At 57.8% G+C, this 23,753-nt stretch carries 24 protein-coding genes and 1 tRNA gene; 19 read left to right on the plus strand and 6 right to left on the minus strand.

Annotated features, from left to right (window positions below):
• Positions 1–40: 40 nt before the first annotated feature.
• Positions 41–1,390, minus strand: a complete 1,350-nt coding sequence (locus G3N59_RS05315; protein WP_205981522.1) for an ATP-binding protein — start codon at positions 1,388–1,390, stop codon at positions 41–43.
• A gap of 70 nt (positions 1,391–1,460) precedes the next feature.
• Positions 1,461–2,186 carry a two-component system response regulator OmpR gene (gene ompR, locus G3N59_RS05320; RefSeq protein ID WP_035514479.1) on the minus strand — a complete coding sequence of 242 codons (726 nt, stop codon included), beginning with the start codon at positions 2,184–2,186 and terminating at the stop codon, positions 1,461–1,463.
• A gap of 259 nt (positions 2,187–2,445) precedes the next feature.
• On the opposite strand from ompR, the gene G3N59_RS05325 reads away from it, so the two are divergent.
• From G3N59_RS05325 to G3N59_RS05335, 3 genes are all read left to right on the plus strand, one after another.
• Positions 2,446–2,748 (plus strand): hypothetical protein, encoded by a 303-nt coding sequence (locus G3N59_RS05325; RefSeq protein WP_205981523.1) that lies wholly within the window; start codon positions 2,446–2,448, stop codon positions 2,746–2,748.
• 286 nt (positions 2,749–3,034) lie between these two features.
• A complete protein-coding gene (locus tag G3N59_RS05330; RefSeq protein WP_205981524.1) occupies positions 3,035–4,618 on the plus strand; it encodes a DUF1800 domain-containing protein in 1,584 nt (527 codons plus the stop codon).
• Positions 4,619–4,702: 84 nt separating this feature from the next.
• Entirely contained in the window at positions 4,703–5,935 is a 1,233-nt protein-coding gene (locus tag G3N59_RS05335; protein WP_205981525.1) for a DUF1501 domain-containing protein, read from the plus strand.
• A gap of 40 nt (positions 5,936–5,975) precedes the next feature.
• Here the strand turns inward: G3N59_RS05335 and G3N59_RS05340 are convergent, their stop codons facing one another.
• Complete coding sequence (locus tag G3N59_RS05340; RefSeq protein WP_205981889.1) at positions 5,976–6,818, minus strand: squalene/phytoene synthase family protein; 843 nt, start codon at positions 6,816–6,818, stop codon at positions 5,976–5,978.
• A gap of 228 nt (positions 6,819–7,046) precedes the next feature.
• Here G3N59_RS05340 and G3N59_RS05345 point away from each other — a divergent pair.
• Together G3N59_RS05345 and G3N59_RS05350 are read left to right on the plus strand one after the other, a co-directional pair.
• A tRNA-Leu gene (locus G3N59_RS05345) sits at positions 7,047–7,133 on the plus strand.
• A gap of 154 nt (positions 7,134–7,287) precedes the next feature.
• A complete protein-coding gene (locus tag G3N59_RS05350; protein WP_205981526.1) occupies positions 7,288–8,328 on the plus strand; it encodes a tyrosine-type recombinase/integrase in 1,041 nt (346 codons plus the stop codon).
• Here the strand turns inward: G3N59_RS05350 and G3N59_RS36900 are convergent.
• Positions 8,318–8,719 (minus strand): hypothetical protein, encoded by a 402-nt coding sequence (locus G3N59_RS36900; RefSeq protein WP_241023207.1) that lies wholly within the window; start codon positions 8,717–8,719, stop codon positions 8,318–8,320. The two genes, G3N59_RS05350 and G3N59_RS36900, sit on opposite strands and share 11 nt — an antisense overlap.
• 607 nt (positions 8,720–9,326) lie before the next feature.
• Here G3N59_RS36900 and G3N59_RS05360 point away from each other — a divergent pair.
• On the plus strand, positions 9,327–9,797 hold the full coding sequence (locus G3N59_RS05360) for a replication/maintenance protein RepL (RefSeq protein ID WP_205981527.1): 471 nt from the start codon (positions 9,327–9,329) through the stop codon (positions 9,795–9,797).
• A 38-nt stretch (positions 9,798–9,835) separates the two neighbouring features.
• On the opposite strand, the gene G3N59_RS36905 is transcribed toward G3N59_RS05360, so the two are convergent.
• Together G3N59_RS36905 and G3N59_RS05370 are read right to left on the minus strand one after the other, a co-directional pair.
• Positions 9,836–10,591 (minus strand): hypothetical protein, encoded by a 756-nt coding sequence (locus G3N59_RS36905; RefSeq protein ID WP_241023209.1) that lies wholly within the window; start codon positions 10,589–10,591, stop codon positions 9,836–9,838.
• A 246-nt stretch (positions 10,592–10,837) separates the two neighbouring features.
• Complete coding sequence (locus G3N59_RS05370) at positions 10,838–11,854, minus strand: restriction endonuclease (RefSeq protein WP_205981528.1); 1,017 nt, start codon at positions 11,852–11,854, stop codon at positions 10,838–10,840.
• Between the two features lie 666 nt (positions 11,855–12,520).
• Between G3N59_RS05370 and G3N59_RS05375 the strand changes: the two genes are divergently transcribed.
• The 13 genes from G3N59_RS05375 (at position 12,521) to G3N59_RS05435 (ending at position 23,752) form a co-directional block, all read left to right on the plus strand.
• On the plus strand, positions 12,521–12,850 hold the full coding sequence (locus G3N59_RS05375) for a hypothetical protein (RefSeq protein ID WP_205981529.1): 330 nt from the start codon (positions 12,521–12,523) through the stop codon (positions 12,848–12,850).
• A complete protein-coding gene (locus G3N59_RS05380) occupies positions 12,847–14,556 on the plus strand; it encodes a terminase large subunit (RefSeq protein WP_205981530.1) in 1,710 nt (569 codons plus the stop codon). Before G3N59_RS05375 ends, G3N59_RS05380 begins: the two co-directional genes overlap by 4 nt.
• 8 nt (positions 14,557–14,564) lie before the next feature.
• Positions 14,565–15,923 (plus strand): phage portal protein, encoded by a 1,359-nt coding sequence (locus tag G3N59_RS05385; protein WP_205981531.1) that lies wholly within the window; start codon positions 14,565–14,567, stop codon positions 15,921–15,923.
• Positions 15,889–16,752 carry a head maturation protease, ClpP-related gene (locus G3N59_RS05390; RefSeq protein ID WP_205981532.1) on the plus strand — a complete coding sequence of 288 codons (864 nt, stop codon included), beginning with the start codon at positions 15,889–15,891 and terminating at the stop codon, positions 16,750–16,752. The genes G3N59_RS05385 and G3N59_RS05390 overlap by 35 nt, the downstream gene beginning before the upstream one ends.
• A gap of 2 nt (positions 16,753–16,754) precedes the next feature.
• Complete coding sequence (locus tag G3N59_RS05395; RefSeq protein ID WP_205981533.1) at positions 16,755–18,017, plus strand: phage major capsid protein; 1,263 nt, start codon at positions 16,755–16,757, stop codon at positions 18,015–18,017.
• A 299-nt stretch (positions 18,018–18,316) separates the two neighbouring features.
• Positions 18,317–18,664 (plus strand): head-tail connector protein, encoded by a 348-nt coding sequence (locus G3N59_RS05400; RefSeq protein ID WP_205981534.1) that lies wholly within the window; start codon positions 18,317–18,319, stop codon positions 18,662–18,664.
• A gap of 11 nt (positions 18,665–18,675) precedes the next feature.
• Complete coding sequence (locus G3N59_RS05405) at positions 18,676–18,990, plus strand: phage head closure protein (RefSeq protein ID WP_241023231.1); 315 nt, start codon at positions 18,676–18,678, stop codon at positions 18,988–18,990.
• Positions 18,990–19,334, plus strand: a complete 345-nt coding sequence (locus tag G3N59_RS05410; RefSeq protein WP_205981536.1) for a DUF3168 domain-containing protein — start codon at positions 18,990–18,992, stop codon at positions 19,332–19,334. The genes G3N59_RS05405 and G3N59_RS05410 overlap by 1 nt, the downstream gene beginning before the upstream one ends.
• A 5-nt stretch (positions 19,335–19,339) precedes the next feature.
• Positions 19,340–19,786, plus strand: coding sequence for a phage tail tube protein (locus G3N59_RS05415; RefSeq protein ID WP_205981537.1), 447 nt, complete (start codon positions 19,340–19,342; stop codon positions 19,784–19,786).
• Between the two features lie 4 nt (positions 19,787–19,790).
• Complete coding sequence (locus G3N59_RS05420) at positions 19,791–20,171, plus strand: hypothetical protein (protein ID WP_205981538.1); 381 nt, start codon at positions 19,791–19,793, stop codon at positions 20,169–20,171.
• Positions 20,172–20,173: 2 nt separating this feature from the next.
• Positions 20,174–20,503, plus strand: a complete 330-nt coding sequence (locus G3N59_RS05425; protein WP_205981539.1) for a hypothetical protein — start codon at positions 20,174–20,176, stop codon at positions 20,501–20,503.
• Entirely contained in the window at positions 20,475–20,906 is a 432-nt protein-coding gene (locus G3N59_RS05430; protein ID WP_205981540.1) for an HK97-gp10 family putative phage morphogenesis protein, read from the plus strand. The genes G3N59_RS05425 and G3N59_RS05430 overlap by 29 nt, the downstream gene beginning before the upstream one ends.
• Positions 20,906–23,752 carry a phage tail tape measure protein gene (locus G3N59_RS05435; protein WP_205981541.1) on the plus strand — a complete coding sequence of 949 codons (2,847 nt, stop codon included), beginning with the start codon at positions 20,906–20,908 and terminating at the stop codon, positions 23,750–23,752. The genes G3N59_RS05430 and G3N59_RS05435 overlap by 1 nt, the downstream gene beginning before the upstream one ends.
• The last annotated feature ends 1 nt before the right edge of the window (position 23,753 follow it).

Consider the following 23,753-nt stretch of genomic DNA (forward strand, 5'->3'; position numbering starts at 1 on the left):
GTGGTCAACTTCAAGGAGGGGAACGCTAACTCAGACGGACTCAGGCGCCTTTGGCGAGCGGAAACTCGATGGTCACTTCCAGACCCGGGCCAGGCGCCCGGTTGCGCAGGCGCAGCGCGCCGCGATAACGGCCCACCAGACGCTGCACGATCGCCATGCCCAGACCCGTACCGTTGGCCTGCGTACGGGCGCTGTCGACGCGATAGAACGGCCGCGTGACGAGCGCAAGCTGGTCCTCGGGAATGCCGGGGCCTTCGTCGACGACGGAAAGCTCCACGCGCGAATGCGAGACGCGCGTTTCCAGCATGATGTGAGGAATGCCGTCCGACTCGCTCGCACCGTATTTGCGCGCGTTTTCGAGCAGATTGCCGACGATGCGGCGCACGTCGGTGTCATCGGCTTCGATGACCGCCGTGGGCGCGAGGCGCGTGATCAGGCGCACGCCGTCTTCGGTCGCCATACGCGCGGCCATTTCGCTGGCGATCACCGAAAGATCGACGCGCTCGGGCATACGCTGCACCGGCCGCGCGTAGTCCAGGAAGCGGCCGATGATCATGTCCATCTGCTCGATGTCGTCGACCATCGCATCCTTGGTCGCCTGATCGGACGGACTCATCTCGGTTTCCAGCCGCAGCCGCGCGAGCGGCGTGCGCAGATCGTGCGAGATGCCCGCGAGCATCAGCGCGCGGTCGGCCTCGAGTTGATCGAGGTCGCGCACCATCTGGTTGAACGAGCGATTGGTTTCGGCGGCCACGCCCATGCCGCTTTCGGGCAGTTGCGCGGGCGACTGCCCCGAACCCACCATGCGCGCGGACATGGCCAGACGCGCGAACGGCCGGTTCACGAGACTCGTGATGAAGGCCGCGCCGAACAGCGAGAGCGCGAGCGCGGAGACGCCCCATCCGACCCACTGCAGGCCCGTGACGTTATCGAGCTGGTCGCGGTCGAGCGCGACCCAGTAATCGTCGTCGTCGATCTTGAAGCTGATCCACACGCCCGGAATGTCGTTCACGGACTGCGCGATGACGGTGTCGTCGCCAAGCCGCCCGCGAATGTCGTGTTCAATCAGACGATTGAGCGATTCGTCGGGCTGGAGCTTGTACTTGTCGGTGGTTTCGCGCGGGTAGACGCGCACGCCTTCGTTGCTCTCCAGATCCTGCAGCAGCGCGCGGCGCAGATCGGGATCGGAATAGAGCAGGGCCGTGCGCGTGAGCTTGACGACCGCGACGAGCTGAAGCGCCACGCGCTGCGCGCGCGGCTCCCGCTCGATCACACGAAAGCTCTGGAACCACGCCGCGAGGCTGACCGCGATAAGCAGCGCGATCAGCAGGAAGGTGCGCCAGAACAGATCGCCGAACGCGAGCGTGAGCAAACGCCGGTCAATCCGCATGAACCCTTCCCGTCAACAGTGGCAGTGCGGGACTACAGACACCTCGAGACACCATCAGGCCCATCCAGGATCAGGCGGCGCCGTCGGGGATGAACACGTAGCCGAGGCCCCAGACCGTCTGGATGAAACGCGGGCTGCCCGGGTCCGGCTCGATCAGCTTGCGTAGACGCGAAATCTGCACGTCCAGGCTGCGATCGAACACTTCGTATTCGCGCCCGCGCGCAAGCTCCATGAGCTTTTCACGCGAAAGCGGCTGACGCGGATGACGCGCGAACACCTTGAGCACCGAGAATTCGCCCGTGGTGAGCGGAATTTCCTGGCCGGCCTTGGTGAGCGTGCGGGTGGCGAGATTCAGCGCGAATTCGCCGAACTCGAACACCTCGGTGGTTTCCGACGGTGCGCCCGGCAGCTCGGACGGCGCCTGGCGGCGCAGCACGGCATGAATACGCGCGACCAGCTCGCGCGGATTGAAGGGCTTCGGAAGGTAGTCGTCGGCGCCCATTTCGAGGCCCACGATGCGATCCACATCTTCGCCCTTGGCGGTGAGCATGATGATGGGCGTGCGGTCGTTGCTGCCGCGCAGGCGGCGGCAGATCGACAGACCGTCTTCGCCTGGCAGCATCAGATCGAGCACCAGCAGGTCGAAACGTTCGCGCACCCACAGCTTGTTCATGGCGGGTGCATTTTCTGCGACGTAGACGTTGAAGCCCTGCTCGCCGAGGTAGCGGCGCAGCAGGTCGCGCAGTCGCGGGTCGTCGTCGACAACGAGGATTTTGGACGGGTTCTTGGTTTCCATGCCTGGCATCTTAGCGCGATTGAGTTACGGTGCGAGATCGCACACTTTATCGGGTTACAGTCAGTTACAAAATTTACCCGCCCTGTGCCACGGCATCAAGCACTGACGGATAGACTTCTTTACGTTTAGCGGCCATTCGGTGGATACTTCATTCGATTTTCGAACCAGTGCCCGTGTCAGAGCCGGGTCCACATGTATTCGAGGTAGCCGTTTGCCGCGTCAAGAAGGGAAAAAAACGATGGGAGGGGTCGGCCCGACAATGCGCCATACCGTGATCGCACTGGCGCTGGCCAGCGGCGTCGTGGTGGCATTGGAAGCGGCGCCTGTCCATGCCCAGACCTTCGCCGACGGCCCTCATGCGGGCAGCCGCTACGCGGGCAGGCCGCCGATCCGGCGCGTGCGCAACGATCAGCCGCCACGTCCTGCTTCTGACCTCAACCAGCGTACCGTCGTTCCCCCCGATCTCGACGAACGTCGTCGTGACGGTCATATGACGCCAGATGAGCGCCGCCTTCTGCGCCAGCACATCGAAGACGCCGTGCGCGAGCTCTACAAGCGCTGAGCCAACACCACGTCGCTCCCCGGTGTGTCGTTCGATGCACTTGCGCTTCTTGCGTTTCTCGCGTTTCATTTCCCCGCCTTACCTTTATTTTCCTTCCCGCTGCACCGTCCTGCTGCGCTTGCGCGCTTCAGCCAGCTCTAACGCCTGGCGGCAGAGAAAAATTCCGTTTCAATTGCGCGGTCAACAAGTGCGCTGTGCGGCCCGTTAAGTCGATACCTCCATCCATCACGGATGCGCGATCGGCTCGTGCGCTCCTTTCGATCCCATGTGTGCCATGAAACGGTTCATGCGGTTTTTGCCAGAAGCGTTGCCGGAAACGACCGCAGGCCTGGTCGCGCTCGCTTCCACGCTTGGCACGTTGTCGCGAAGTGCCTCGGCAGAAGACGCGCCGAAGCCTCACCGCTCGCCTCACCGCGCCGCGGCCGCCGAAACAGCATCCGATGCCGATCTGCTGGACGCCGACGACGCCACGCATCTGCTCCTGCGCACCGGCTTTGCTCCGGCGCCGGGCGAGATCGCGCCATACGTCGGGCTCACGCGCGCGCAGGCAGTCGCGCAGGTGTTATCGACGGGACGCACCGAAGCACTCACGCCACTGCCGGGCTGGACCGGCGACGCGCTCCTGACCCGCGAGCAACGCAAAGCGCTGACACCCGACCAGCGCCGCGACGAGCAACGCACGCGCGGCCAGCATTACGACGACCTGCGCGCCTGGTGGATGCACGAAATCCTCACGACGCTATCGCCGCTCACCGAGCGCATGACGCTCTTCTGGCACAACCATTTCACATCGGGACAGGACAAGGTTCCCGAGCCGCAGATGATGGCGCAGCAAAATGCGCTCCTGAGGCGTCACGCGCTCGGCAGTTTTTCGGCGATGCTGCATGACGTGGCGAAAGATCCGGCGATGCTGCTCTATCTCGATGGCGCCAGCAATCGCAAGGGCAAGCCCAACGAAAACTTCGCGCGCGAGGTGATGGAGCTTTTTACACTCGGCGAAGGGCAGTACTCGCAGCAGGACGTTTCCGAAGCGGCGCGCGCCTACACGGGCTGGGGCGTGGACCCGGATACCGGACGTTTCGACTGGCGCGCGCCGCAGCACGACGATGGTGTGAAGACCGTGCTCGGCCACACCGGTTCGTTCGACGGCGATGCGGTGCTCGACATTCTGCTGGGCGAGCCACAGACCGCGCGTTTCGTATCGGCGAAACTATGGCGCGAATTCGTTGCCGACACGCCCGATCCCGTGCAACTCGATACCGTGGCGACGCGTTTTCGCGCGAGCGGCTACGACATCAAGGCGGCGCTGGCTGCGCTGCTGGTGACGCCCGCGTTCTGGGACGAACGCAATCGCGGCGTGCTGGTGAGTTCGCCGGTTGAATTCATCGCGGGCACCGTGCGCCGCTTCGACGTCGCGTATGCCAACACGATGCCTTTCGTGCGTACTTCGGCATCGCTCGGCGAGAACCTGTTTTATCCGCCGAATGTGAAAGGCTGGCCCGGCGGCGCTGCGTGGATCAACAGTTCGACGCTGCTTGCGCGCAAGCAGTTTGTCGAGCAACTGTTTCGCGCGACCGAAGCAGGGCGTCCGGCTGCGCATGCTGCGATGTCGAAGGCTTCTGCAACGTTGCCGGCAAGCGGCGCAACGAAGACGCCCGCGCGGCCGATGCAAGGCGGCATGCGTTTCGATCTGGATGGCTGGCTCGGTCATTTCGGTTTGACCGCCGATGCCAGGCCGTCGCTCTCGGCGCAGTTGCAGATGCAGCATGCGGTATTGCCGCTTGCGCCTGTCGATGCGATTGCAGCAGGCAGTAGCGCCGAGGCGTATCTCCAGGCACTCCTGATGGACCCCGTGTATCAGCTCAAATAAGCCAGCTCAAATAAGCGTGCATGCGATGATCACACTATTCACGACACGGGCGGCGCGCGCCGCATCGATTGAACGAGGCATGGCATGAAGCGACGCGATTTTCTGGCCGCCGCCGCGATGACGGCAGCGGGTGCGACATGGTTACCCGAGACCGCCTGGGCGCAAGGCATTGCGCCGTCGGTGCCGTCGCTGCAGCCGCGTGCGAGTGGTTACGGGAATCTGCTGATTCTCGTCGAACTCAAGGGCGGCAACGATGGGCTCAACACCGTCGTGCCTTACGCCGACCCGCTCTATGCAAATCTGCGGCCGACCATCGGCGTGCGTCGCGGCGATGTGATTCAACTCGACGAACACAGCGCACTGCATCCCGCGCTCGCCCCACTGATGCCGATGTGGCGCGCACACGAACTCGCGATCGTGCAGGGCGTGTCTTACGCGCAGCCGAATCTCTCCCATTTCCGCTCGATCGAGATCTGGGACACGGCTTCGCGTTCCGACCAGTATCTGCGCGAAGGCTGGCTTACGCGCGCGTTTGCCTCGGCGCCTGTGCCCAGCGGTTTTGCCGCCGATGGACTCGTGCTCGGCAGCGCCGAAATGGGGCCGCTCGCGAACGGCGCCCGTGCCATTGCGCTCGTCAATCCGGCGCAGTTCGCGCGCGCGTCGCGACTCGTGACGCCGGTTTCGCTCAAGGAGCGTAACCCGGCGCTCGCGCACATTCTCGATGTCGAGAACGACATCGTGCATGCCGCCGATCAACTGCGTCCGCGTCCGGGGCAACTGGCGCTGAAGACCGCGTTTCCGAATGGCGCGTTCGGCACATCGGTGAAGACGGCGATGCAGGCGCTGGCGTCCGGCGACACGCCGCAGGGCGAGCCCGTGAACGGGCAGGGCGTGGCGGCGATCCGCCTCACGCTCAACGGCTTCGACACGCATCAGAATCAGCCTGAACGGCACGCAGATCTGCTGCGTCAGTTCGCGGCGGGCATGGCGGCGATGCGCTCGGCGCTCGTCGAAATGGGGCGTTGGGATCGCACGATGATCGTCACGTATGCGGAGTTCGGGCGGCGCGTGCGCGAGAACCAGAGTCGCGGCACCGATCACGGCACGGCGTCGGCGCATTTTGTGGCGGGCGGGCGTGTGACGGGCGGTCTGTACGGCGCGGCGCCCCAGCTTGCGCGCCTCGACGGCAACGGCAATTTGCCGGTCGCCGTCGATTTCCGGCAGATCTACGCGACGGTGCTGGGAGACTGGTGGGGGCTGGACGCGCAAGCCGTCCTGCAACAGCGTTTCGAGCCCTTGCCGCTGCTGCGCGTCTAATACGTTTCGTGTGCGCGTTTCGTGTGCGGCTGGCGCGTATCTAGCCGCGTCGCGCAGCGCGCCACGCGATCCAGAGCTTGCGGATCGGCGTGAGGACGATCTGCTGATGCAGCACCTGAAACTGCTCGCGTTCCACTTCGTCGAGCAAGGCCAGTTCGAGTGCCGCGAGCGCACGCAACGGCCGCTGACGGCGGCGCTCGCTCGCGGGCATCGCGGCCAGAGCGGCGTTCACCGCTTCGCGCGCGCGCGCAGTCTGGAACTGCATGAGTTCGGTGAATTCCGCGCTGTAGCGGCGGTTGATGAGATCGGCGGCGGTGACGTTGTAGCGCTGCAGTTCGTCGATCGGAATATAGATGCGGCCGTGGCGCGCATCGTTGCCGATCTCCGGCACGAACTGCGCGAGCATCAGCGCATTGCCCAGCGGCGTGGCCCATTGCGCGATCGCCGCGCGTTCTGCATCGCTGCCCGCCGCAACCTGCGCCACCAGCGTCGCGAACGTGCCGCCCACGCCGTCCATATAGCGGCGCAGATTCGGCAGATCGAGATAGCGGGCCTGCTCGAAATCCATCTCGAAGCCGGCCAGCAACTGTTGCAGCAGCGCATAGAGCTTCGCCGCGTCGCCGGTGTGGTGCGCGATCGCCTTGGTGACCGGATGCGAAGCGTTGCCTGCCGCGAGCGCAGCCAGTTCCTTCTGCCACCAGGCAAGCTTGGTGCGCCCGACGGTCGGGTCGCTGGTTTCCTTGGCGGTTTCCTCGAGTTCGCGGCGCAGCGCGAAGAAGGCGGCGAGCAGCGGTTGCTGCGCGGCGCTCGCCTGGCGCAGCGCGTAGTAAGTGCTCGATCCTGGCGGGGCCGCCTTTTGCAGGCAGTATTCGTCGAAATTCACGGGGTTCTGGGGCGTGGGGAAGCGCGGCGATTCTAGCACCGGCGCGGCTTTCGGGTTCCGGCGCTTTCGAGATGCAGACAAGCGTGGAGCAATCGGTTAGAATCTCGCGCTTGCGCTTTGACGGCGCCCCATCGGGGTGCACAAGCGGGGCGCAGGAAGCTGTATCGGGCTGTATTGCACGCGACTCGTTTCACCGGTTCGCAGCGCAGTTGCCGGTCAGAAAGATTCGCGTGAGTGGCGAAATTGGTAGACGCACCAGGTTTAGGTCCTGACGCCCGCAAGGGTGTGCCGGTTCGAGTCCGGCCTCACGCACCACAACGTTTTTTCTGTTTTACGCTTGAAGAGAAAAACGCAGTAAAAACAAGCATTTATACAGACCTTTGCGGTATCGGTACGGTGCTGGTTTGCTCCCCAAAGTGCAAAAAAGTAGAATGGAATCCCCAAAACTTCCCCACGGGATTCCCCACGCATGCCCTATGTATCGCCGTACAAAGACGGTTTCCGCTGCGCTGTAGCAGTCAAAGGCGTTCGCGACTCGAAGTCAAACTTCCGCACGAAGCGCGAAGCGACCGCCTGGGGCCACGCCCGCGAAGCCGAACTGAAGGCTGAACAGTCGAAAGACCCATCCGAAAGTCATACGCTGGGCGAAGCGCTCGCGAGATATCGGGACGAAGTTTCGCCAAAGAAGGGCGGCACGCGCTGGGAACAAAACCGGATCAACGCGTTTATCCGTGACTTCCCAGACATGGCGGCGTTGCCTTTGGGGAAATCCGAAACGGACGTTTGGGGAAAATGGCGCGATACGCGCCTGGCTGGCTTTGTCGCGCCGGATGGCACGAAGTGGCGCGCAATCACGCCCGGTTCCGTCATGCGCGAATTGAGTCTGTACAGCAATATGTACAAGATCGCGCGCACAGAATGGAAGTGGATCGGCGCAAGTCCGATTACCGATCTTCAGAAACCAGGCGACAACCCGGCGCGCGACCGTCGCCCGCATCCGTGGAAAGAGATTCGCCCAATCGTTCGATGGCTGGGATATGTGACCGGCGAAGCGCCGAAGACGAAAAGCGCGGAAGTGGCGCTTGCTTGGTTGGTCGCATTGCGCACTGGCATGCGCGCAAAGGAATTGCGGGGATTGGGGAAATCGACCCTGAATATGGAAACGCGCGTTGCGAAGGTGGCGCACAAGATGCAATACCAGACGAAGAAGCCGCGCGAGATTCCGCTTTCGAAGGCGGCAATCCGGCTTTTGCGTCCGGTTGCGGATCGCGAAGCCTGCTTCAGCGTTTCGGCTGATTCAATGGATACGCTGTTCCGTAAAGCGAAGACCGCATTGCTTATCGAGGATTTGCATTTCCACGATAGCCGGGGGGAAGCATTGACGCGTCTTTCAAAGAAGGTTGACGTTTTCACGCTTTCCCGAATCAGCGGGATTAAAAACCTTCAGACATTGAACGATCACTATTACCGCGAATCGTCCGCCGATATCGCAAAGCGCCTCAATAAGTAGTAAGGGCCGCGTCTACCTGTTCAATCGGAATACGACCGCATCGGTTCAGTTTGAACGTTCCGCAATGGACCATCTTCGAAACCGTGGGCGGACTGAGATTCAGCATTTCAGCCGCCTGTTTAATCGTTACATGCGACGGGCGAGGGTGGCGCGCTTTGAAGATATCCAGCACTTTAAGCGCGAGTTGCATTTGTTCGGTCATTGCGGGAGTGAGGAAATAAGATGAAAGCGAGCTTAATAAAAAAATCCTCACTGCGCTATTTCTTTGTAGTCTGTAAAATCGCCGTCGAGAATGGGTAATTGACAACGGGGAGAATATCCCGTTCGAGCAATTAAAGCGAAAACCGTTGGTCGATCCCGCGCCCATGTTCGCAATCGAGATTGCGCCCACGGGACCCCGCGTTTCTTTCGGTAATTCGCTCCGCGCTTCGCTTGGTGTGATTGAAACCCGCAACCGGTCAAAACTGACTACCAAAGCGGCCAGGAGAATTGACCACTACGCAGACAGTTTTGTCCGGTTCGTTTGGCGCGTTGGTAATTCCCGCGTCCCCATGCACAAACCGGGATAACTCGCTGAGTTACCCCAGCTTGCGCACAGGTCCCCTCACGAACATTCCCTTCGGGCTGACGCGCTTCGCTTGCCTTGCGTTGATAAACACGTCAACGTCAAAACCCTTGACGCTTTTCTTCTTGCTGTGCTAAACGCGCAGGCGTACATGCAGAGCAAGAAGGGAACGCCCGCAAACGCCCGCCAGGTATAGAGCGACAGGACAAAAACGACCGGCGAAGCGGTCAAAATTGGCTGATTCGTGCTCAAAACATAGGCAAATAGGCGATTTCCTGCGCGCGAATACCACGCTATCGCGAACTGGACAAGATTGTCCGCCTAATGTGCCGTTTTCAGACCTTGAAGTGCGCCATTTTACAGACCACAAAGTGCGCAACGATCCTTGCGCATTGTGCTATGCTCCGGCCCTAAGTTACTTCTGGGGGAGCAAGTGAGCACGAAATTTCAAGGTCAGCAACGTTTCGCGAACGTGGAAACGGGCGAAATCCTGGACGCGCAAGTCGTGCTGAAGACGGCGGGGGACGTTGGATTTCATAAGATTTGGCTGCATGAAATCCTTTCCCTGGTGGACGAAGTGGGCAACTCGAAGATGCAAGTCCTTATGTGGTTGCTTTCGAATGCCGACAGTCAAAACCGGATCATTGCGACCCAGAAGGAAATCGCGGACGCGACGAAAACCAGCTTGAAGACGGTTCAACGCCTTATGCACTCGCTCGCAGCCGCGAACGTCATCAATGAAGTGCGCCGCACGATTTGGCGTCTAAACCCGGACGTGATTTTCAAGGGTGACCACAACCAGCGAACCGCGATTCTTATCAAGTATCGGAACGAAGCGGATTTGCCCGATCCCCTGAAGCCGGAACCGGCTGAAGGATCGAACCATCTTCGTTTGGTCGAATAAAAAAACCCGGCAACTCGCCGGGTTTTTTTCATTTTGGTTTACTTGCTGGGACGGCTACCGGTGGGGAACGGCCACGCGGCGGCAGGATTCAATGCAGGCTTCACGGCGGCGGAAGGTCCTGCGCTGGGTGCCACAATTGACTTGGAAATCGCCAAAGCGTGACCGAATGAGCCTGCTTCAATCGCGTCTTCGCGCGCGTCTTCTTCGTCTTCTTCGACGTGCAAGGTTTGCGCGATCAGCGGCATAACGTCTTCGTTTGCGCCTTGGACGAATTCCCCAATCTTGACCCAGGGCACATTACCGCGCGCCACAATCGAACGTCCGCAATGATCCATAAGCGCAGCGCGGAAAACACTGGATTCGCGCTCGACCAGTGCCAGCGCCTTTTCGGATGCAGCCAGGCGGCGCAATGCAATAAGGCGGATTGATTCGGCCACGAGCCAGGGGCCGAGCCATTCGGCCTTGCCTTCAGCGATGCGGTTTTTCGCGTATCCGATCAATTCCATAAGGCGGGTGACGGTCTGTCCCATCATGCCTTCGTTTTCGAATTCCAGCGCGAAATGTACAGACTTCGCTTGCGTAGTCAGGAATTCGAGTTGATCGCGTTCAATCTTGTCTGTAATGCTCGACACGACCGAATCAAGCTTCTGTGCAACGTCATCAATTGCGTGCGCAAGCTTCGAATTCGTTTCGCTCGCGAGTGCAAAGCTATTCGATTCCTTCTCACGCAGATATCCCAGGAAGTCGCCAGCGAGCGACAAACCCTTTTCCAGCAAGCCTACATACCAGGTCATGTCCTTTTCCTTTGAACGCATGCTGATTCCTCGTCAGTCACTCTCTGACATATCGGCACGCAGAAGGGGAACTTTACGAAATAAAGAGTTACACTTTATTGATTGACAAAACTGAACTATTGTAGTAAAAGATTTGTCTAATCTAAATATCACGCTTCGCGAACGTCGTCAACCGTTCCGAACCTTAAGCCCGCTTGAGTAGTCATATTCGCGGGCTTTTTGCTATGCGCGCGCAACGTGTGACTGTTATACGCGAACAATGCCGCTTCCGGCTTCTCTGAGAAGTCCGAGCCATTCAACCACCTTTCCAGCATTGACTTCCTGAATCGGATATCCGCGCACTTCCACGACTTCGCGCGCGCCGACGCTGAATTCTGTGGACGTTATCAGTACGCCATAATCCGCGCCGTTATAGTCGATATCGGTGGCTAAACCTTTGACTGTCACTTTGTCGATTTTCTCCTTTTGGCGCTTGCACTGAACAATGATGGTGGGCGCTTCGGCAGTGTCTTCGCCTTCCGCCCATGCTCGAATGTCAACGCCGTCATCGTTCCCGCCCGTGCCAATATCGACTTTGAAGCCCGCGCGATGGAAAAATTCGGCGGACATTTGCTCAAAACGTCGCCAGTGCATTTCGCTAATTTTCTCGCCATTGTTGGCAAGAAAGTTGATGAAGCGTTGATCGAAGAATGCGCCATGTTTAGGCGCTTGGTCGCAACGCTTCTTCAATTCGGCAAGGTCCAAACGGTCAAGCCATTCGCAGCGGCGACGGTTGCCAAATAACGGGTCTAAATCCTGGCCTAGCGCCATCGCTTCGATGCGATCAAACGCAATCCTTAGTCCAATTTCGCCAAATTGCACAAGTGCGTTTTCGAAAAAAGACGTGGGGTCCATCGACTTCACTGCGCCACTTTCGAAGTCTTTCAGCGACTGGCGTTGCCATTCAGTCATTAACTTGGTGACGCCGGTAAGCTCCGTTTCATGGCCTGCGTACTTTTTGTGTACATACATGCCCAGCCGGTCGCCGTTGAACAGTTCTTTCGAATAGCCGACCTTATATAGCGCGTGATAGTAGAGGTCTTGAAATTCTTCCGACCGCAGGCGAACGTATTCCGTTTCGCTATCTCGCAGCACGTCAGGATATTCGGTTCCCGTCAGCAGGTCGCACAGGTCTGGTACGGAAACGGCTAAACCCGCTTTGTAGCCGATTGTTTCATGTAGTCCATCGGCCAAAGTGCCAGGGACAAACGTAATCCCACCCATTGAAACCCCCGATTCAGTGTGACGGAAGAAAGGCGCGCGAAATATTTATGGTGTGAAACGCAATGGCAAGACTGCCGACACTCAAACCCAGGCTATCCACGATCAAACCACGCACCGCCATTGCCGAGCCTGGATCGTGGCGCACCCACAAGACTAGCGCGCACGCGCGAGGTTACGACAGTGCTTGGCGCAAGCTTCGAGCAGCGCACCTAGCGAAACATCCTCATTGTGTCATGTGTCTTGCCAGTCTGGGCATGCTCGATATGACGCCACAAGACGTAATCATTGCTTGTGCAGAGAGTGGAATCACTGAGCCAATAGGCAACATCGGTGACCACATTGTGCCGCATCGCGGCAATGACTCATTGCGCCTTGATCCAGGCAACGTACAGACGTTGTGCAAGACGCATCACGACCGTGACAAGGCAGCTATCGAGCGAGCCAATAGGCAGCGATAGGCGCATCAAAAAAAGATGTAAAAAAACTTGCGCGAATGCAGTAAATATGAAGTGACGAAAAGAAAATAAAAATATTTCTTGACTCCGGGGTGTGTTTCTGCATGCCCCCGGTCAAAAGTTCGTGCCTAAAAATTAGGCAGACCGACCGATCCCGCACGCGCGATAGAAAGTCCGATTTCAAAAATAATCAGCAAATGGAGGGCCGCTTATGAGTGGCGTAAAAGGCCGCAGCGGCGGCGCACGCCCGAACAGTGGCGGCGCTCGACCCGGAAGCGGCAGACCGCGCAAAGCCGCTCCGGTGCCGGTCGAAATCAGCGAACGCGACATGCTGCAACTTTTGCAGGATATCGCCTTGGGCAAAGTTGACGCAACGCCTATCCAGGTAAGAGCGGCAACCGCAGCCGTGAAGTATACGCACGCCGTACCAGGCGACAAAACGAAGCGAGAAACAAAACAGCAAGAAGCCGAAGCCGCCGCACAGCGATTCGGTAGCCTTCCGCCGCCACGCCTGGCGAGTAACGGGGGCAAGCCTGTATGACGGAACCGGTATGGTCAACAGCCATGCCGGATTGGTCCGAACGATTGAAGCGCGGGGATTCAATTATCCCGCCGCCGATCTTTCCAGAAGTCGCAGAAAGGGCAGTCCAGATTTTCAAGGAATTGCGAATCGTTGACGCGCCGGGTTCGCCAACATTTGGCGAGTCATCGGCGGAATGGGTCTTCGATTTGGTGCGCTCGATCTTCGGATCATATGACCCAGAGTCAGGCAGGCGATTAATTAAAGAGTGGTTTGTCTGTATCCCAAAGAAGAACAGCAAATCCACGCTCGCAGCCGGAATCATGATGACAGCGCTAGTGCTCAACTGGCGCGCTTCCGGCGAATTCGCGATTATCGCGCCGACCGTGGAAGTTGCGAACAATAGTTTCGCACCTTGCCGGGACATGATTCGGACGGATTCCGAGCTTGGCGCAATGTTCCATGTGCAGCCGAACATTAAGCAGATCACGCACCTACCGCAAAGCGCGCGACTGAAGGTAATCGCAGCCGATCCGAAGACGGTATCCGGCAAAAAGTCGATTGGCACGCTGATTGATGAATTGTGGCTGTTCGGGAAACAGGCGAACGCAGAAGACATGCTTCGCGAAGCGACAGGCGGTCTTGCATCGCGTCCTGAAGGCTTCACGATCTACCTAACAACGCAATCAGACGATCCGCCTGCGGGCGTTTTCGAGCAGAAATTAAGATATGCGCGAGACGTTCGAGACGGGAAAGTAATTGATCCTGGATTCGTTCCGGTCATTTACGAATTTCCGCCGGACATGGTGGAACGTGGCGAGCACATGCAGGTAGAAAACCTGCGGTTGGTTAATCCGAATTTCGGATATTCCGTCGATCAAGCATTCCTAGAACGCGAATTCCAGAAAGCGCGCGAGTCTGGCGAAGAATCCTTTCGCGGATTCATGGCGAAACACGCAAACCTAGAAATCGGATTGGCGCTTCGTTCGGATCGCTGGGCGGGCGCTGAATTCTGGGAAGCAGCCGGAACGGAAAAGGGGCTGACGCTCGATGAGTTGATCCGGCGAAGCGAGGTCATAACCGTTGGAATCGACGGCGGGGGCCTGGATGACTTGCTAGGACTCGCCGTAATCGGGCGTGAGAAGGGGACGCGTAACTGGCTAGTGCATTCGCACGCCTGGGCGCATCCGTCCGTCTTCGAAAGACGCAAGGCGATTGTATCGGTACTACGCGATTTCGAGCGCGACGGTGATTTAACCGTGGTTCGCCAGATCGGGGAAGACGTTTCCGAAGTCGCCCAAGTGGTGAAGCGGATTTTCGATGCTGGATTGCTCGACAAGGTAGGCGCGGACCCTGCGGGTATCGGGACGTTGCTCGATGCACTCGAAGAAGCCGGAATCCCGGCTGACAAGGTTATCGGTATTTCCCAGGGTTGGAAGCTTGGCGGCGCTATCAAGACGGCGGAAAGACGCATTGCAGCCGCAGCGACCGGCAACGGTGAAGCTGAAGGCGTGATGACGCACGCCGGAACCCGCCTTATGGCTTGGGCAGTCGGTAACGCGCGGATTGTCGCGACCGCCAACGCGATCAACGTCACGAAACAGGCGTCAGGCGTCGGAAAGATCGACCCACTAATGGCGGTCTTCGATGCAGTCGCGCTTATGGCGCTGAATCCACCAGCGCAAGGCCGCAGCGTGTACGAAACGCGCGGTATCAGAAGAATCTAGGGGACCACATGGGTATTTTTTCGCGCTTTAAGCGTTCAGAACCGGTAGCAGTCCTAACGGGAAAACCGGCAGCGCCACAAAGCGAACCGCGTATTCGCGCGGCACTACAAGGCGAAAGCCAGACCTTTACGGGTTTGAACGATCCGGCCTTTCTCGAATATATCCGCCGTAGCGAAATCGACGGCGGCGACATTATTGGCGAATGGCGGTTGCATAACACGGCGCTTTTTCGCTGTGTGAAGCTGATTGCGGATTCGATTTCCATGCTTCCGGTCAATCTGATTGCATGTGACGAAACGAAAGCGATCCAGGCGAACAATCCGGCGCACAAGCTTCTGAATCTGAAGCCGAACGACTGGCAAACGCCTAGCGAATTCAAGGCGCAAGTAATGATTCATGCGCTGCTAGACGGCAACGGATATGCGCGCGTCATTCGAAGCCCGATCAATAACAAACCTATCGCAATCGTTCCGCTTCGTCGGTGGTCAACGCGTCCTTACCTAATGCCGGATTACTCGCTTGTCTATGAGCACGTAACCCCGTTCGGTGAAAGCCTAAACCTTCCAGCAAGCGACATTTTGCATATCCGCGACACGTCGCTGGACAGTATCCACGGGATTTCGCGTCTTCGCTTGGGGCGTCGCACGCTCGACCTGGCAGAACAGGCGGAAAACTCGACGGATCGACTGTTCCGCACTGGCGTGATGGCCGGTGGCGCAATCGAGGTGCCGAAAGAACTGTCCGACAACGCCTATACGCGCATGAAAGCGTCATTGCAGGACGACTACGCGGGCGCTGATAACGCCGGTTCCTGGATGGTGCTCGAAGAAGGCGCGCAGGCGAAACAGTTTGCGATGACCGCCCAGAGTTCGCAGCAGATCGAAAACCGAAACCACCAAATCGAGGAAGTGGCGCGCCTGTTCGGCATTCCGCGACCGCTTTTGATGATGTCCGATACGTCATGGGGTGCAGGTATCGAAACGCTGGGGCTGTTCTTCCTGCAATACGGATTGGCTCCCTGGCTGAAGACGTTCGAGGAAGCGCTAAACCGCGTTCTTTTGACGGACGCGCAGACCGGCAAGGTTGAATTCCGCTTCGATGAAAGCGCGCTTCTTCGCGGCACATTGGCCGATCAATCGAAATTCTTTGCTACCGCATTGGGGCAAGGCGGCGGCGCTCCCTGGATGACGCCTAACGAGGTTCGAGCATGCCAGGACTTGCCCGCGCTCGATGACGAGACAGCGGACAAGTTGCCGAACGCAGCCGCACCAGCGACAGACAACGCGCCCACAAGTGGCGCGAGTACAGCAGGAAACGAGGGGACAAATACAAATGAGCCTAAGACAAATCCCGCAAATCAAGGCTGACCATCGCCTTAATACGGCGCAATACGAGATTCGACCGGATGCGCTCGACAAGTGGGACCCCGGTATCCAGGCCGCAGCGACAGACGATCCCGCAACGATTTCCATGTATGGCGAAATCGGTGACAGCTACGACGGGAACGGTTGGACGGCAGCGCGAGTATCGGGGATTTTGCGAACGGTTGGCGCGAATCAGCCGCTAACCGTCAATCTCAATTCGCCAGGCGGCGACTTCTTCGAAGGCGTCGCAATCCTGAATCTGCTGACGGCGCACAAAGGCGCGGTGACGGTCAACGTCATGGGCATTGCGGCCAGTGCAGCTTCCGTTATCGCGATGGCCGGTGACGAAATCAACATGGGCGAAGGGTCATTCCTAATGATCCATAACGCGTGGAGTGTCGCAATCGGCAACCGCCACGACATGCAGGCGGCAGCGCAAACGCTCGAACCGTTCGATAACGCAATGGCGAGTCTGTACGCAGATCGCGCCGGAATCACGACCGCACAGGCTGCGGCAATGATGGACAAAGAAACCTGGCTAGGCGCTGAAGCAGCCGTTGCAAAGGGTTTCGCAACGGGGATGCTCAACAGTTCCCAAATCAAGTCAACAAACGCCAGTGCTCGAAAGGCATTGGCAACGATTGAAGCGTCAATGGCGCGCGCCGGTTACAGCCGGAAAACGCGCCGCGAGACGCTAAAGGCGTTGTTCGAAGGAAGCATGCCGGGCGCTGCGGAAGACGAAACGCAAACAGTTATCACGCCGAGCGCTGATAACGGAAGCAGTGAAATCGCAGCCAGTCTGCAATCTCTTTTGAATACCCTACAAGGTTAAATATGAATCTCATTAAGCAATTTCTCGCAGCGCTCGACCCTGTGCATTCGTTCGTTCCGCGTGGTATCCAGTGCGTGCGCGCTGAAGTGGACGTAAAGCAAATGATCGAAGGCGTTCAAAATGCCTTCGCTCAATTCAAGGATGCGAACGATAAGGCGCTTGCCGAAGTCCAGGCAAAGGGCCGCGAATCGAGCGACACGAAAGCGAAGGTCGAAACGATCAGCGCCGATATCGACAAGATGCAATCTGCAATCGACAAGATGGCCGTTCAGATGGCCGGTTCGCAGATGGTCGGCGGAAAGCAACTCGCAGACAAGGAATATACCGAAGCCTTCAAGATGCACATGAAGCGCGGCGACGTTTCCGCATCGCTCAATAAGGGCGCTGACGAGCAGGGCGGATATCTTGCGCCTACCGAATGGGACCGCACCCTTACGGATAAGCTGATTCTCGTATCGCCAATGCGCCAGATTTGCCGTGTTGAGCAAACTTCGCGCGGCAGCTATTCGAAGCTGTTCAACCTTCGCGGCACAGACAGCGGCTGGGTTGGTGAAGCCGCAGACCGTCCGCAAACGAATACAGCAACGTTCAAGTCTCTGACGTATGCAACCGGCGAACTGTACGCGAACCCGGCAGCTACGCAACAAATGCTTGACGATTCGTTTATCGACCTGGAATCGTGGCTTGCTGCTGAAGTCCAGACCGAATTCGCTTTGCAAGAAGGTAAAGCCTTCCTTGCAGGTACGGGCACGAATCAGCCTACCGGCCTGTTGACCTACGTTACTGGCGCGACTAACGCGGCGGTGCATCCGTTCGGCGCAATCGAAACCGTCAACAGCGGCGACGCTGCAACGATCACGGCGGATTCGATTTATGACCTGATTTACGCGCTTCCGACCGTCTTTACGGGTAACGCGCGTTTCGCCATGAATCGAAACACGATGGGCGTGATTCGCAAGCTGAAGGATTCCTATGGTCAATACCTGTGGCAACCGGCAGTAACGGCAGGGCAACCGGCCACGCTTGCGGGTTACTCGCTTACGGAATTGCCGGATATGCCAGACGTTGCAGCCGGTGCGGTGCCGGTGCTGTTCGGTGACTTCGCGCAAACGTACCTGATTAACGACCGCGTGGGCGTTCGCGTTCTCCGCGATCCGTACACGGCAAAGCCGTATGTCAGCTACTACGTTACGAAGCGCGTTGGCGGTGGTCTTCTGAATCCAGAAACCATGAAGGCGCTCACTGTGGCGGCAGCTTCGGCCTAAGCGAAACGACCAATCCGGCAACAACGCCGGATTAGTTGATTAGCGATCCTAAATGCGTGGAATCTTTGGATTCCCCGTTTTCACATGGGGGCCGGTATGGCAACACTCATTAAAAAGTTTCGCGGGGTTCCGCGCGGGGAAATTTACCCGCGTTGGTTCGCGGTTGGGGAAGTAGTCCCTGCCGAACTGGAATCAGCAGCGCGCGCCGTTGGTGCGGTTGCTCGAACGCCGAAATATTCGGCGGACGCTTTGGATTCAGACACGCCCGCGCCAGCGAAGACGAAGAAGGGCGGTTGAGTATGGCACTTGTCGAATTGAGTCTAGCACTCTCATTTGTTCGGCAAGACGCAGGAATCGAAGACGACGTAATCCAGGCGCTTCTATCGGCTGCGGAAGACTCCGCCGTTGCATACCTGAATCGACCTGTATACGAGACGCAGGACGCGCTAGACGCGGATATCACGGCGGGCACGATCACGACCGATGACAACCCTATGGTCGTCAACGGCGCAATCGTTGCGGCAATCCTGAAGCTGTGCGCCGAACAGTACGCGAATCGTGAAGACAGCGGCCAATCGAAAGTAATCGAAATGCCGTTCAACGCTCGCACGCTGTTGCGTCCGTTTCGAATCATTCCGGGGGTTTGATGCTTGCCGGAATGCTAAATCGACGCGTGGTAATCACGCAGCAGTCAACCGAACAGGACGACTACGGGCAGCAGCTTCAAACGTGGACGGAAGTTGCGACTTGCTGGGCGAATATCGCCAACAAAAGCGGTCTGCAAACGATCCTTTCGGACGCGCAAGACTCCGAAATCCATTCTTCGATTCGGATTCGATATCGCACAGATATTGAACCCGGAATGCGTCTTTCCTTCCCTCAATTTCCCAATTTTGTTTTCCAGATTCAGGCAGTCATGCCGGATCACGCGGGGCGCGTCTTTACGGACCTTGTATGTCTTGAGGTGCAGTAATGAACGCAGAACAAATCACTGTGCAGGCGCTTAAAGGCGTCCTTTCTATGCCGGTGTACCCAGACGATGCACCAAACGGCGCAAAGCCGCCTTACGCGGTCTATCAGGCCGTCAGTGGCGTGGATTTCACCACGCTATCAGGTGCAAACACGCTTCAGAACTGCCGTATGCAAATCGCTATCTGGTCCGCCGACAAAGGCGAAACCGTATCAGCAATGCAGGCGGCGCGAGTCGCGCTAATCGAAGCGGGCGGGTTCCCAATCGGCGGACCCCAAAGCGAATTCGAAGACGACACAAATCTTTATGGGCGTCGGCAAGACGTTTCCATTTACTACACGGAATAAAAAATATGACTAGCACGGCTATTAGCGCGCAGGGTTCGAAGTTTTTCGTAAATACTGCGGACGAAGGCGCGAGCGCGCCTATTTGGACTCCGGTTGCGAACGTCATTTCCTTTACCGGTTTCGATGGCACGGCAACGGAAATCGACGTAACGAATCTGGATTCTGTTGCGAAGGAAAAGCGCCTGGGTCTGATTGACTTCGGTTCCATGTCGCTCGACGTGCATCGAAACGTGGACGATCCCGGCCAGGCTGCGCTTCTCGCAGCGCAAAAGAGTTCGGCGGTGGTTGACTGCAAACTTCAATACCCGGATGGCACGGCGGACGGCTTCGAAGCCTATTGCAAGTCGTTCAACGCGGCGGGCGGTGTTGACGCGGTTCTTACGGCAACTATCGGACTGACGATTACCGGCGCGGTGACGCCTGTAGAAGCCGATACGGGTACGGGGAGCTAATTAGATGCTTACACGCGATCAAATCCTTGCCGCACAAGATCGGGAGTCCGAAGTAATCAACGTTCAAGAATGGGGCGGGGAAGTTCGGGTTGCCGTCTTGAGCGGTGCAGGCCGGGAAAAGGTTCAGGCCGCAGCCGGGAAGCTTTCCACGGTTCAATTCGGCGCTTTGCTTCTGGCTCTCACTCTGATTGACGAAGCGGGCGCGCCGCTTTTCGGGGAAGACGATATCGCAGCGCTCGCTAACAAGAATGTAGACGTTATTTCGCGCGTGCTCGATGTCGCGATCCGCGTCAACAAACTGACTGTTAGCGACGTGGAAGAAGCGGAAAAAAACTCCGAAGCCGCCCCGAAAGACTCTTCTGGTTCGATCTCGCAAAAGAACTAGGCATGTCGGTTAGGCGCTGTCAGCAGGAAATCGACAGCGCCGAATTTGCCGAATGGATCGCGCACCACCGCATTAGACGGTGGGGAAGCGAATTCGAAGAGTTACGCGCCGGAATGACGGCGGCAACCATCCTAAACGTCAATCGTGACAGCAAGAAGCGACCGCGCCCATACGGGCCGGATGACGCTTTCTTCTGGATGAAATCCCAGAACGAAAAGCCAGCTATCGAAATTGATTCAGCGGGCGAATTTAACCCGAAAGCACAAACGAATCTGCTTCGAGCAAAACTATTTGGGAAAAGCAATGCCGCTAAAAATCGAAGTACAAAATAAGGCGGGGTTTGCCGATCTACTCGCGAAGCTGGACCAGGCGACAAGCGAATCAGCGATCCGCAAAGCGGCAGCAAGTGCCGCTTCAGTCGTTCTCAAGGAAGCGGAAGCGCGCGCACCTGTAGGGCCGCGAGCGCACCACCAGGGCGCTAAGAAGTTTCCGATTGGGTTCGGTAAAGAAAATATGTTCGTTGCCTTCAATTCGGAAATGTCCGTTGAAGGAAAGATCGCTACATATTTGTGCGGTTGGGATAAGGATGCTTTTTATCTCCGCTTCTACGAATACGGCACGAGCAAACAGCGAGCACGCCCATTCTTCCGCCCAGCTATCGACGCAACAAAACAAGCGCAAGCAGACGCCATTAATGCGTCCCTGGCGCAATCATTGAAAGATGCGGGGCTGTAATGGCGAGTCAAAACACAGTTTATAACGTATCGGTCAACGCGGACGGCGTTTATACGGCTCTCCAGAAAGCGCAAAATTCGTTTGACCGGTTTGGCGTTGCTGTTGACCTTTCCTCACAGAAAGCGGCAGCAGCGCAACGGGCGTTTGATGAAGCGGTAACCAATACCGGTAATTCAAGCGTCCGCAGTCAGCGCCAGGTACAGAGATTTATGGACTCGCTTGTCCAGCAATCGGCCACGGCGGGACTGACTACAACACAGCTTCTGGAATTGCGCGCCGCACAGCTTGGCGTCAGCGATTCGGCGCAAAAGTATATCGACAACATTTCCAAAGCTAACGCTGCGATGGCGGCAAGCGGGAAAGCCGCGAGCGGCGCGCATGGCGGTATGCAAGGCGTTACCAGCGAATTGATCGTAATGGGTCATGAAGCGATATCCGGCAACTTCTCTAAGATTCCGGGTTCGTTCCTGGTGCTCGCTGAAAGTGTTGACCTGGTAAAACTCGCAATGACTCCCCTGGGCGCAGTCGTGCTGGGTTTTGTCGCAGTCATTGGCGCGGCGGGTTACGCGATCTATGAAGCGAATAAAGACCTGTCCGAGTACGCGGAAAACATCGCGTCTATCCAGTCGATTACCGGCCAATCGTCGGAAGCTATCCAGCAATTCGCGTTCGCTGCGGCAAACGTGGGCGTATCTGCGAAGGATGCGGGCGCAGCGTTCGAGAATCTTAACAAGGTACAGAACGACGCATTGCACGGCAACCAGAACGCTATCGCAGCGTTTAAGGCGGTTGGCGTTTCGCTAAATGACCTGAAGACGGCTTCGCCAGAAGACCTATTGGCGCGCACTGCTGACGCGTTCGAAAACACGCGCGACAGCGCGAGCAAAGCGGCGCTTGCGCAGGAGCTATTCGGCAACGCCGGAAAGCAACTGATTCCGCTACTCGATCAGGGTAGTTCGAAGATTCAGCAATTGAGCGCTGACGCGGTGACGTATGGCGGCGTGCTCGATGACAAGACGCTGAAATCCATTGACGCGATGAATCGAGCGCACCAGGAGTCACAGGCGCGCATGGAAGGGGTACACAAGGAAGCGGAATCGAACCTTGTCCCGGCGCTGACGAATCTATCGAACGCGATGGCTTCGAGCAGCAATAACACCACGATTCAAACCACGCTTTACAAGGGTCTGGCGATTGGCCTGGAAGGCGTCGCAGCCGTAGCGGCCACGGTCGCAACGGGCATTCTCCAGGTACTGAGCACGATTAAGGGCCTGGTAATCGTCGCTAATGATGTGGTGGGGCTGCATTGGGGCGCGGCTGCTGACGATGCGAAGAAGGCGTTCGGGAACGTAAAGCAGGAAGGGCAAGACTATGTAGCCTTCATGTCCAAACTGTTCTCCAACACAGATTACACGCTGGGGCCGCAGAAGGCGACGCCAACGAAGACGATCAACTTCGGCACTGACGGCAACGGCTCGAAATCGCGTGCGGTGACCACCAGCGCGGGCGATAACCGACTGGAAGCAGCGCGCCAGGAATATGCAGCGCTTCAGCAGCAAAGCGCCGAACTGCAAACGCAATCGGTGACCGGCGAAAAGCTGGGCAAGGATGCGCAAGCACTCGCGAAGTTCCAGCAAGAGATTTCCGACATTCTGAAGAAACGCGATGACGGAAAGCCCCTCACCAATGCGGAAAAGTCGCTTCTCCTGAATCAGCAGGCGGTACAGACCCAGCTACAGGCGAATGCTTCGCTTGAAGCCCAGAACCAGGCGCAGGAACGTCTAAACACGCTGAAGAATCGCGCCGCGCAGATCGAACTGAATATTAGTTCGTATCTGGCAAACCAAACGCAACAGTACCAGGAACAGGTACAGGCGATTGGCCTGGGAACAGAAGCGCAGCAGCGTTTGCAAGCACAGCAACAGATTGCCGCGAAATTCCAGCAACAGCAAGACTCCCTGAATAAAGCGACTTCGCCGGATAACCGGAATTCAGACGTTTATAAAAACGCGTCAGCGGATATCCAGAAATCGCAACAGGTGGCAATGGATGCGCTCGCGCAGCATTACAAAGACATGGACAAGGCGAATTCATCCTGGATGAATGGCCTAACGGAAGGGTGGGCGAATTATGCGACTACCGTTTCAAACAACGTCCAACAGGTTTCGTCTTTGTTCAATGACGTAACGAACGGCATGCAATCGGCGCTGCTGAATTTCGTGCAGACCGGAAAACTCAACTTCTCCGACTTCACGAAATCTGTAATCGCCGACCTGGAAAAGATCGCGATTGAGAAAGCGATTCTAGGCTTTGCAACGGCTGCAATAGGCGCAATCGGTGGTTTCTTCTCCGCGAATACCGGGGCCGCTACGACGGTCGCTAATGCGTTGCCAGGCGATTCGCTCGACAACCTAACCAACATTACCGGCGGATTCGGAACGGTAGGCCACGCGGGCGGCGGTTCGATTACAGGGCCGGGTACGGGAACGTCAGATTCGATTCTCGCGAAGCTGTCAAACGGCGAATTCGTCATGACAGCCGAAGCCGTGCGCCGCCTGGGCATTCCTTTGCTGAATGCATTGAACGCGGGTAACTCGATTAATTCGGCTGCGAAGTTCGCGTCCGGTGGTGCGGTCAACAGTAGTTCGATTGCGAGCGTCAGCGCACCTACACAAAGCAGCGGGGCAAATGTTTCCGTAGTCGTCAACAGCGGCAACGGCGGAATTGATCCGTCCGATGCGCCGTGGTTGACCCAGGCAATTACAAAGCTGATTGACCAACGCACGGCACAGAAGTTTAAGGGGCAGGGCGGTTACGCGTGGCAGCTAACAAATAGGAGCGTTTAAC

Source organism: Paraburkholderia sp. Ac-20340, assembly GCF_017104965.1.
Taxonomy (GTDB): Bacteria; Pseudomonadota; Gammaproteobacteria; order Burkholderiales; family Burkholderiaceae; genus Paraburkholderia.

Excerpts from the sequence above, each read along its gene's own strand:
- G3N59_RS05315 (WP_205981522.1), bottom strand. The coding sequence starts at position 1,390 with ATGCGGATTGACCGGCGTTTGCTCACGCTCGCGTTCGGCGATCTGTTC.
- ompR (WP_035514479.1), bottom strand. The coding sequence starts at position 2,186 with ATGGAAACCAAGAACCCGTCCAAAATCCTCGTTGTCGACGACGACCCG.
- G3N59_RS05325 (WP_205981523.1), top strand. The coding sequence starts at position 2,446 with ATGCGCCATACCGTGATCGCACTGGCGCTGGCCAGCGGCGTCGTGGTG.
- G3N59_RS05330 (WP_205981524.1), top strand. The coding sequence starts at position 3,035 with ATGCGGTTTTTGCCAGAAGCGTTGCCGGAAACGACCGCAGGCCTGGTC.
- G3N59_RS05335 (WP_205981525.1), top strand. The coding sequence starts at position 4,703 with ATGAAGCGACGCGATTTTCTGGCCGCCGCCGCGATGACGGCAGCGGGT.
- G3N59_RS05350 (WP_205981526.1), top strand. The coding sequence starts at position 7,288 with ATGCCCTATGTATCGCCGTACAAAGACGGTTTCCGCTGCGCTGTAGCA.
- G3N59_RS36905 (WP_241023209.1), bottom strand. The coding sequence starts at position 10,591 with ATGACCTGGTATGTAGGCTTGCTGGAAAAGGGTTTGTCGCTCGCTGGC.
- G3N59_RS05370 (WP_205981528.1), bottom strand. The coding sequence starts at position 11,854 with ATGGGTGGGATTACGTTTGTCCCTGGCACTTTGGCCGATGGACTACAT.
- G3N59_RS05375 (WP_205981529.1), top strand. The coding sequence starts at position 12,521 with ATGAGTGGCGTAAAAGGCCGCAGCGGCGGCGCACGCCCGAACAGTGGC.
- G3N59_RS05380 (WP_205981530.1), top strand. The coding sequence starts at position 12,847 with ATGACGGAACCGGTATGGTCAACAGCCATGCCGGATTGGTCCGAACGA.
- G3N59_RS05385 (WP_205981531.1), top strand. The coding sequence starts at position 14,565 with ATGGGTATTTTTTCGCGCTTTAAGCGTTCAGAACCGGTAGCAGTCCTA.
- G3N59_RS05390 (WP_205981532.1), top strand. The coding sequence starts at position 15,889 with ATGAGCCTAAGACAAATCCCGCAAATCAAGGCTGACCATCGCCTTAAT.
- G3N59_RS05395 (WP_205981533.1), top strand. The coding sequence starts at position 16,755 with ATGAATCTCATTAAGCAATTTCTCGCAGCGCTCGACCCTGTGCATTCG.
- G3N59_RS05400 (WP_205981534.1), top strand. The coding sequence starts at position 18,317 with ATGGCACTTGTCGAATTGAGTCTAGCACTCTCATTTGTTCGGCAAGAC.
- G3N59_RS05405 (WP_241023231.1), top strand. The coding sequence starts at position 18,676 with ATGCTAAATCGACGCGTGGTAATCACGCAGCAGTCAACCGAACAGGAC.
- G3N59_RS05410 (WP_205981536.1), top strand. The coding sequence starts at position 18,990 with ATGAACGCAGAACAAATCACTGTGCAGGCGCTTAAAGGCGTCCTTTCT.
- G3N59_RS05415 (WP_205981537.1), top strand. The coding sequence starts at position 19,340 with ATGACTAGCACGGCTATTAGCGCGCAGGGTTCGAAGTTTTTCGTAAAT.
- G3N59_RS05420 (WP_205981538.1), top strand. The coding sequence starts at position 19,791 with ATGCTTACACGCGATCAAATCCTTGCCGCACAAGATCGGGAGTCCGAA.
- G3N59_RS05425 (WP_205981539.1), top strand. The coding sequence starts at position 20,174 with ATGTCGGTTAGGCGCTGTCAGCAGGAAATCGACAGCGCCGAATTTGCC.
- G3N59_RS05430 (WP_205981540.1), top strand. The coding sequence starts at position 20,475 with ATGCCGCTAAAAATCGAAGTACAAAATAAGGCGGGGTTTGCCGATCTA.
- G3N59_RS05435 (WP_205981541.1), top strand. The coding sequence starts at position 20,906 with ATGGCGAGTCAAAACACAGTTTATAACGTATCGGTCAACGCGGACGGC.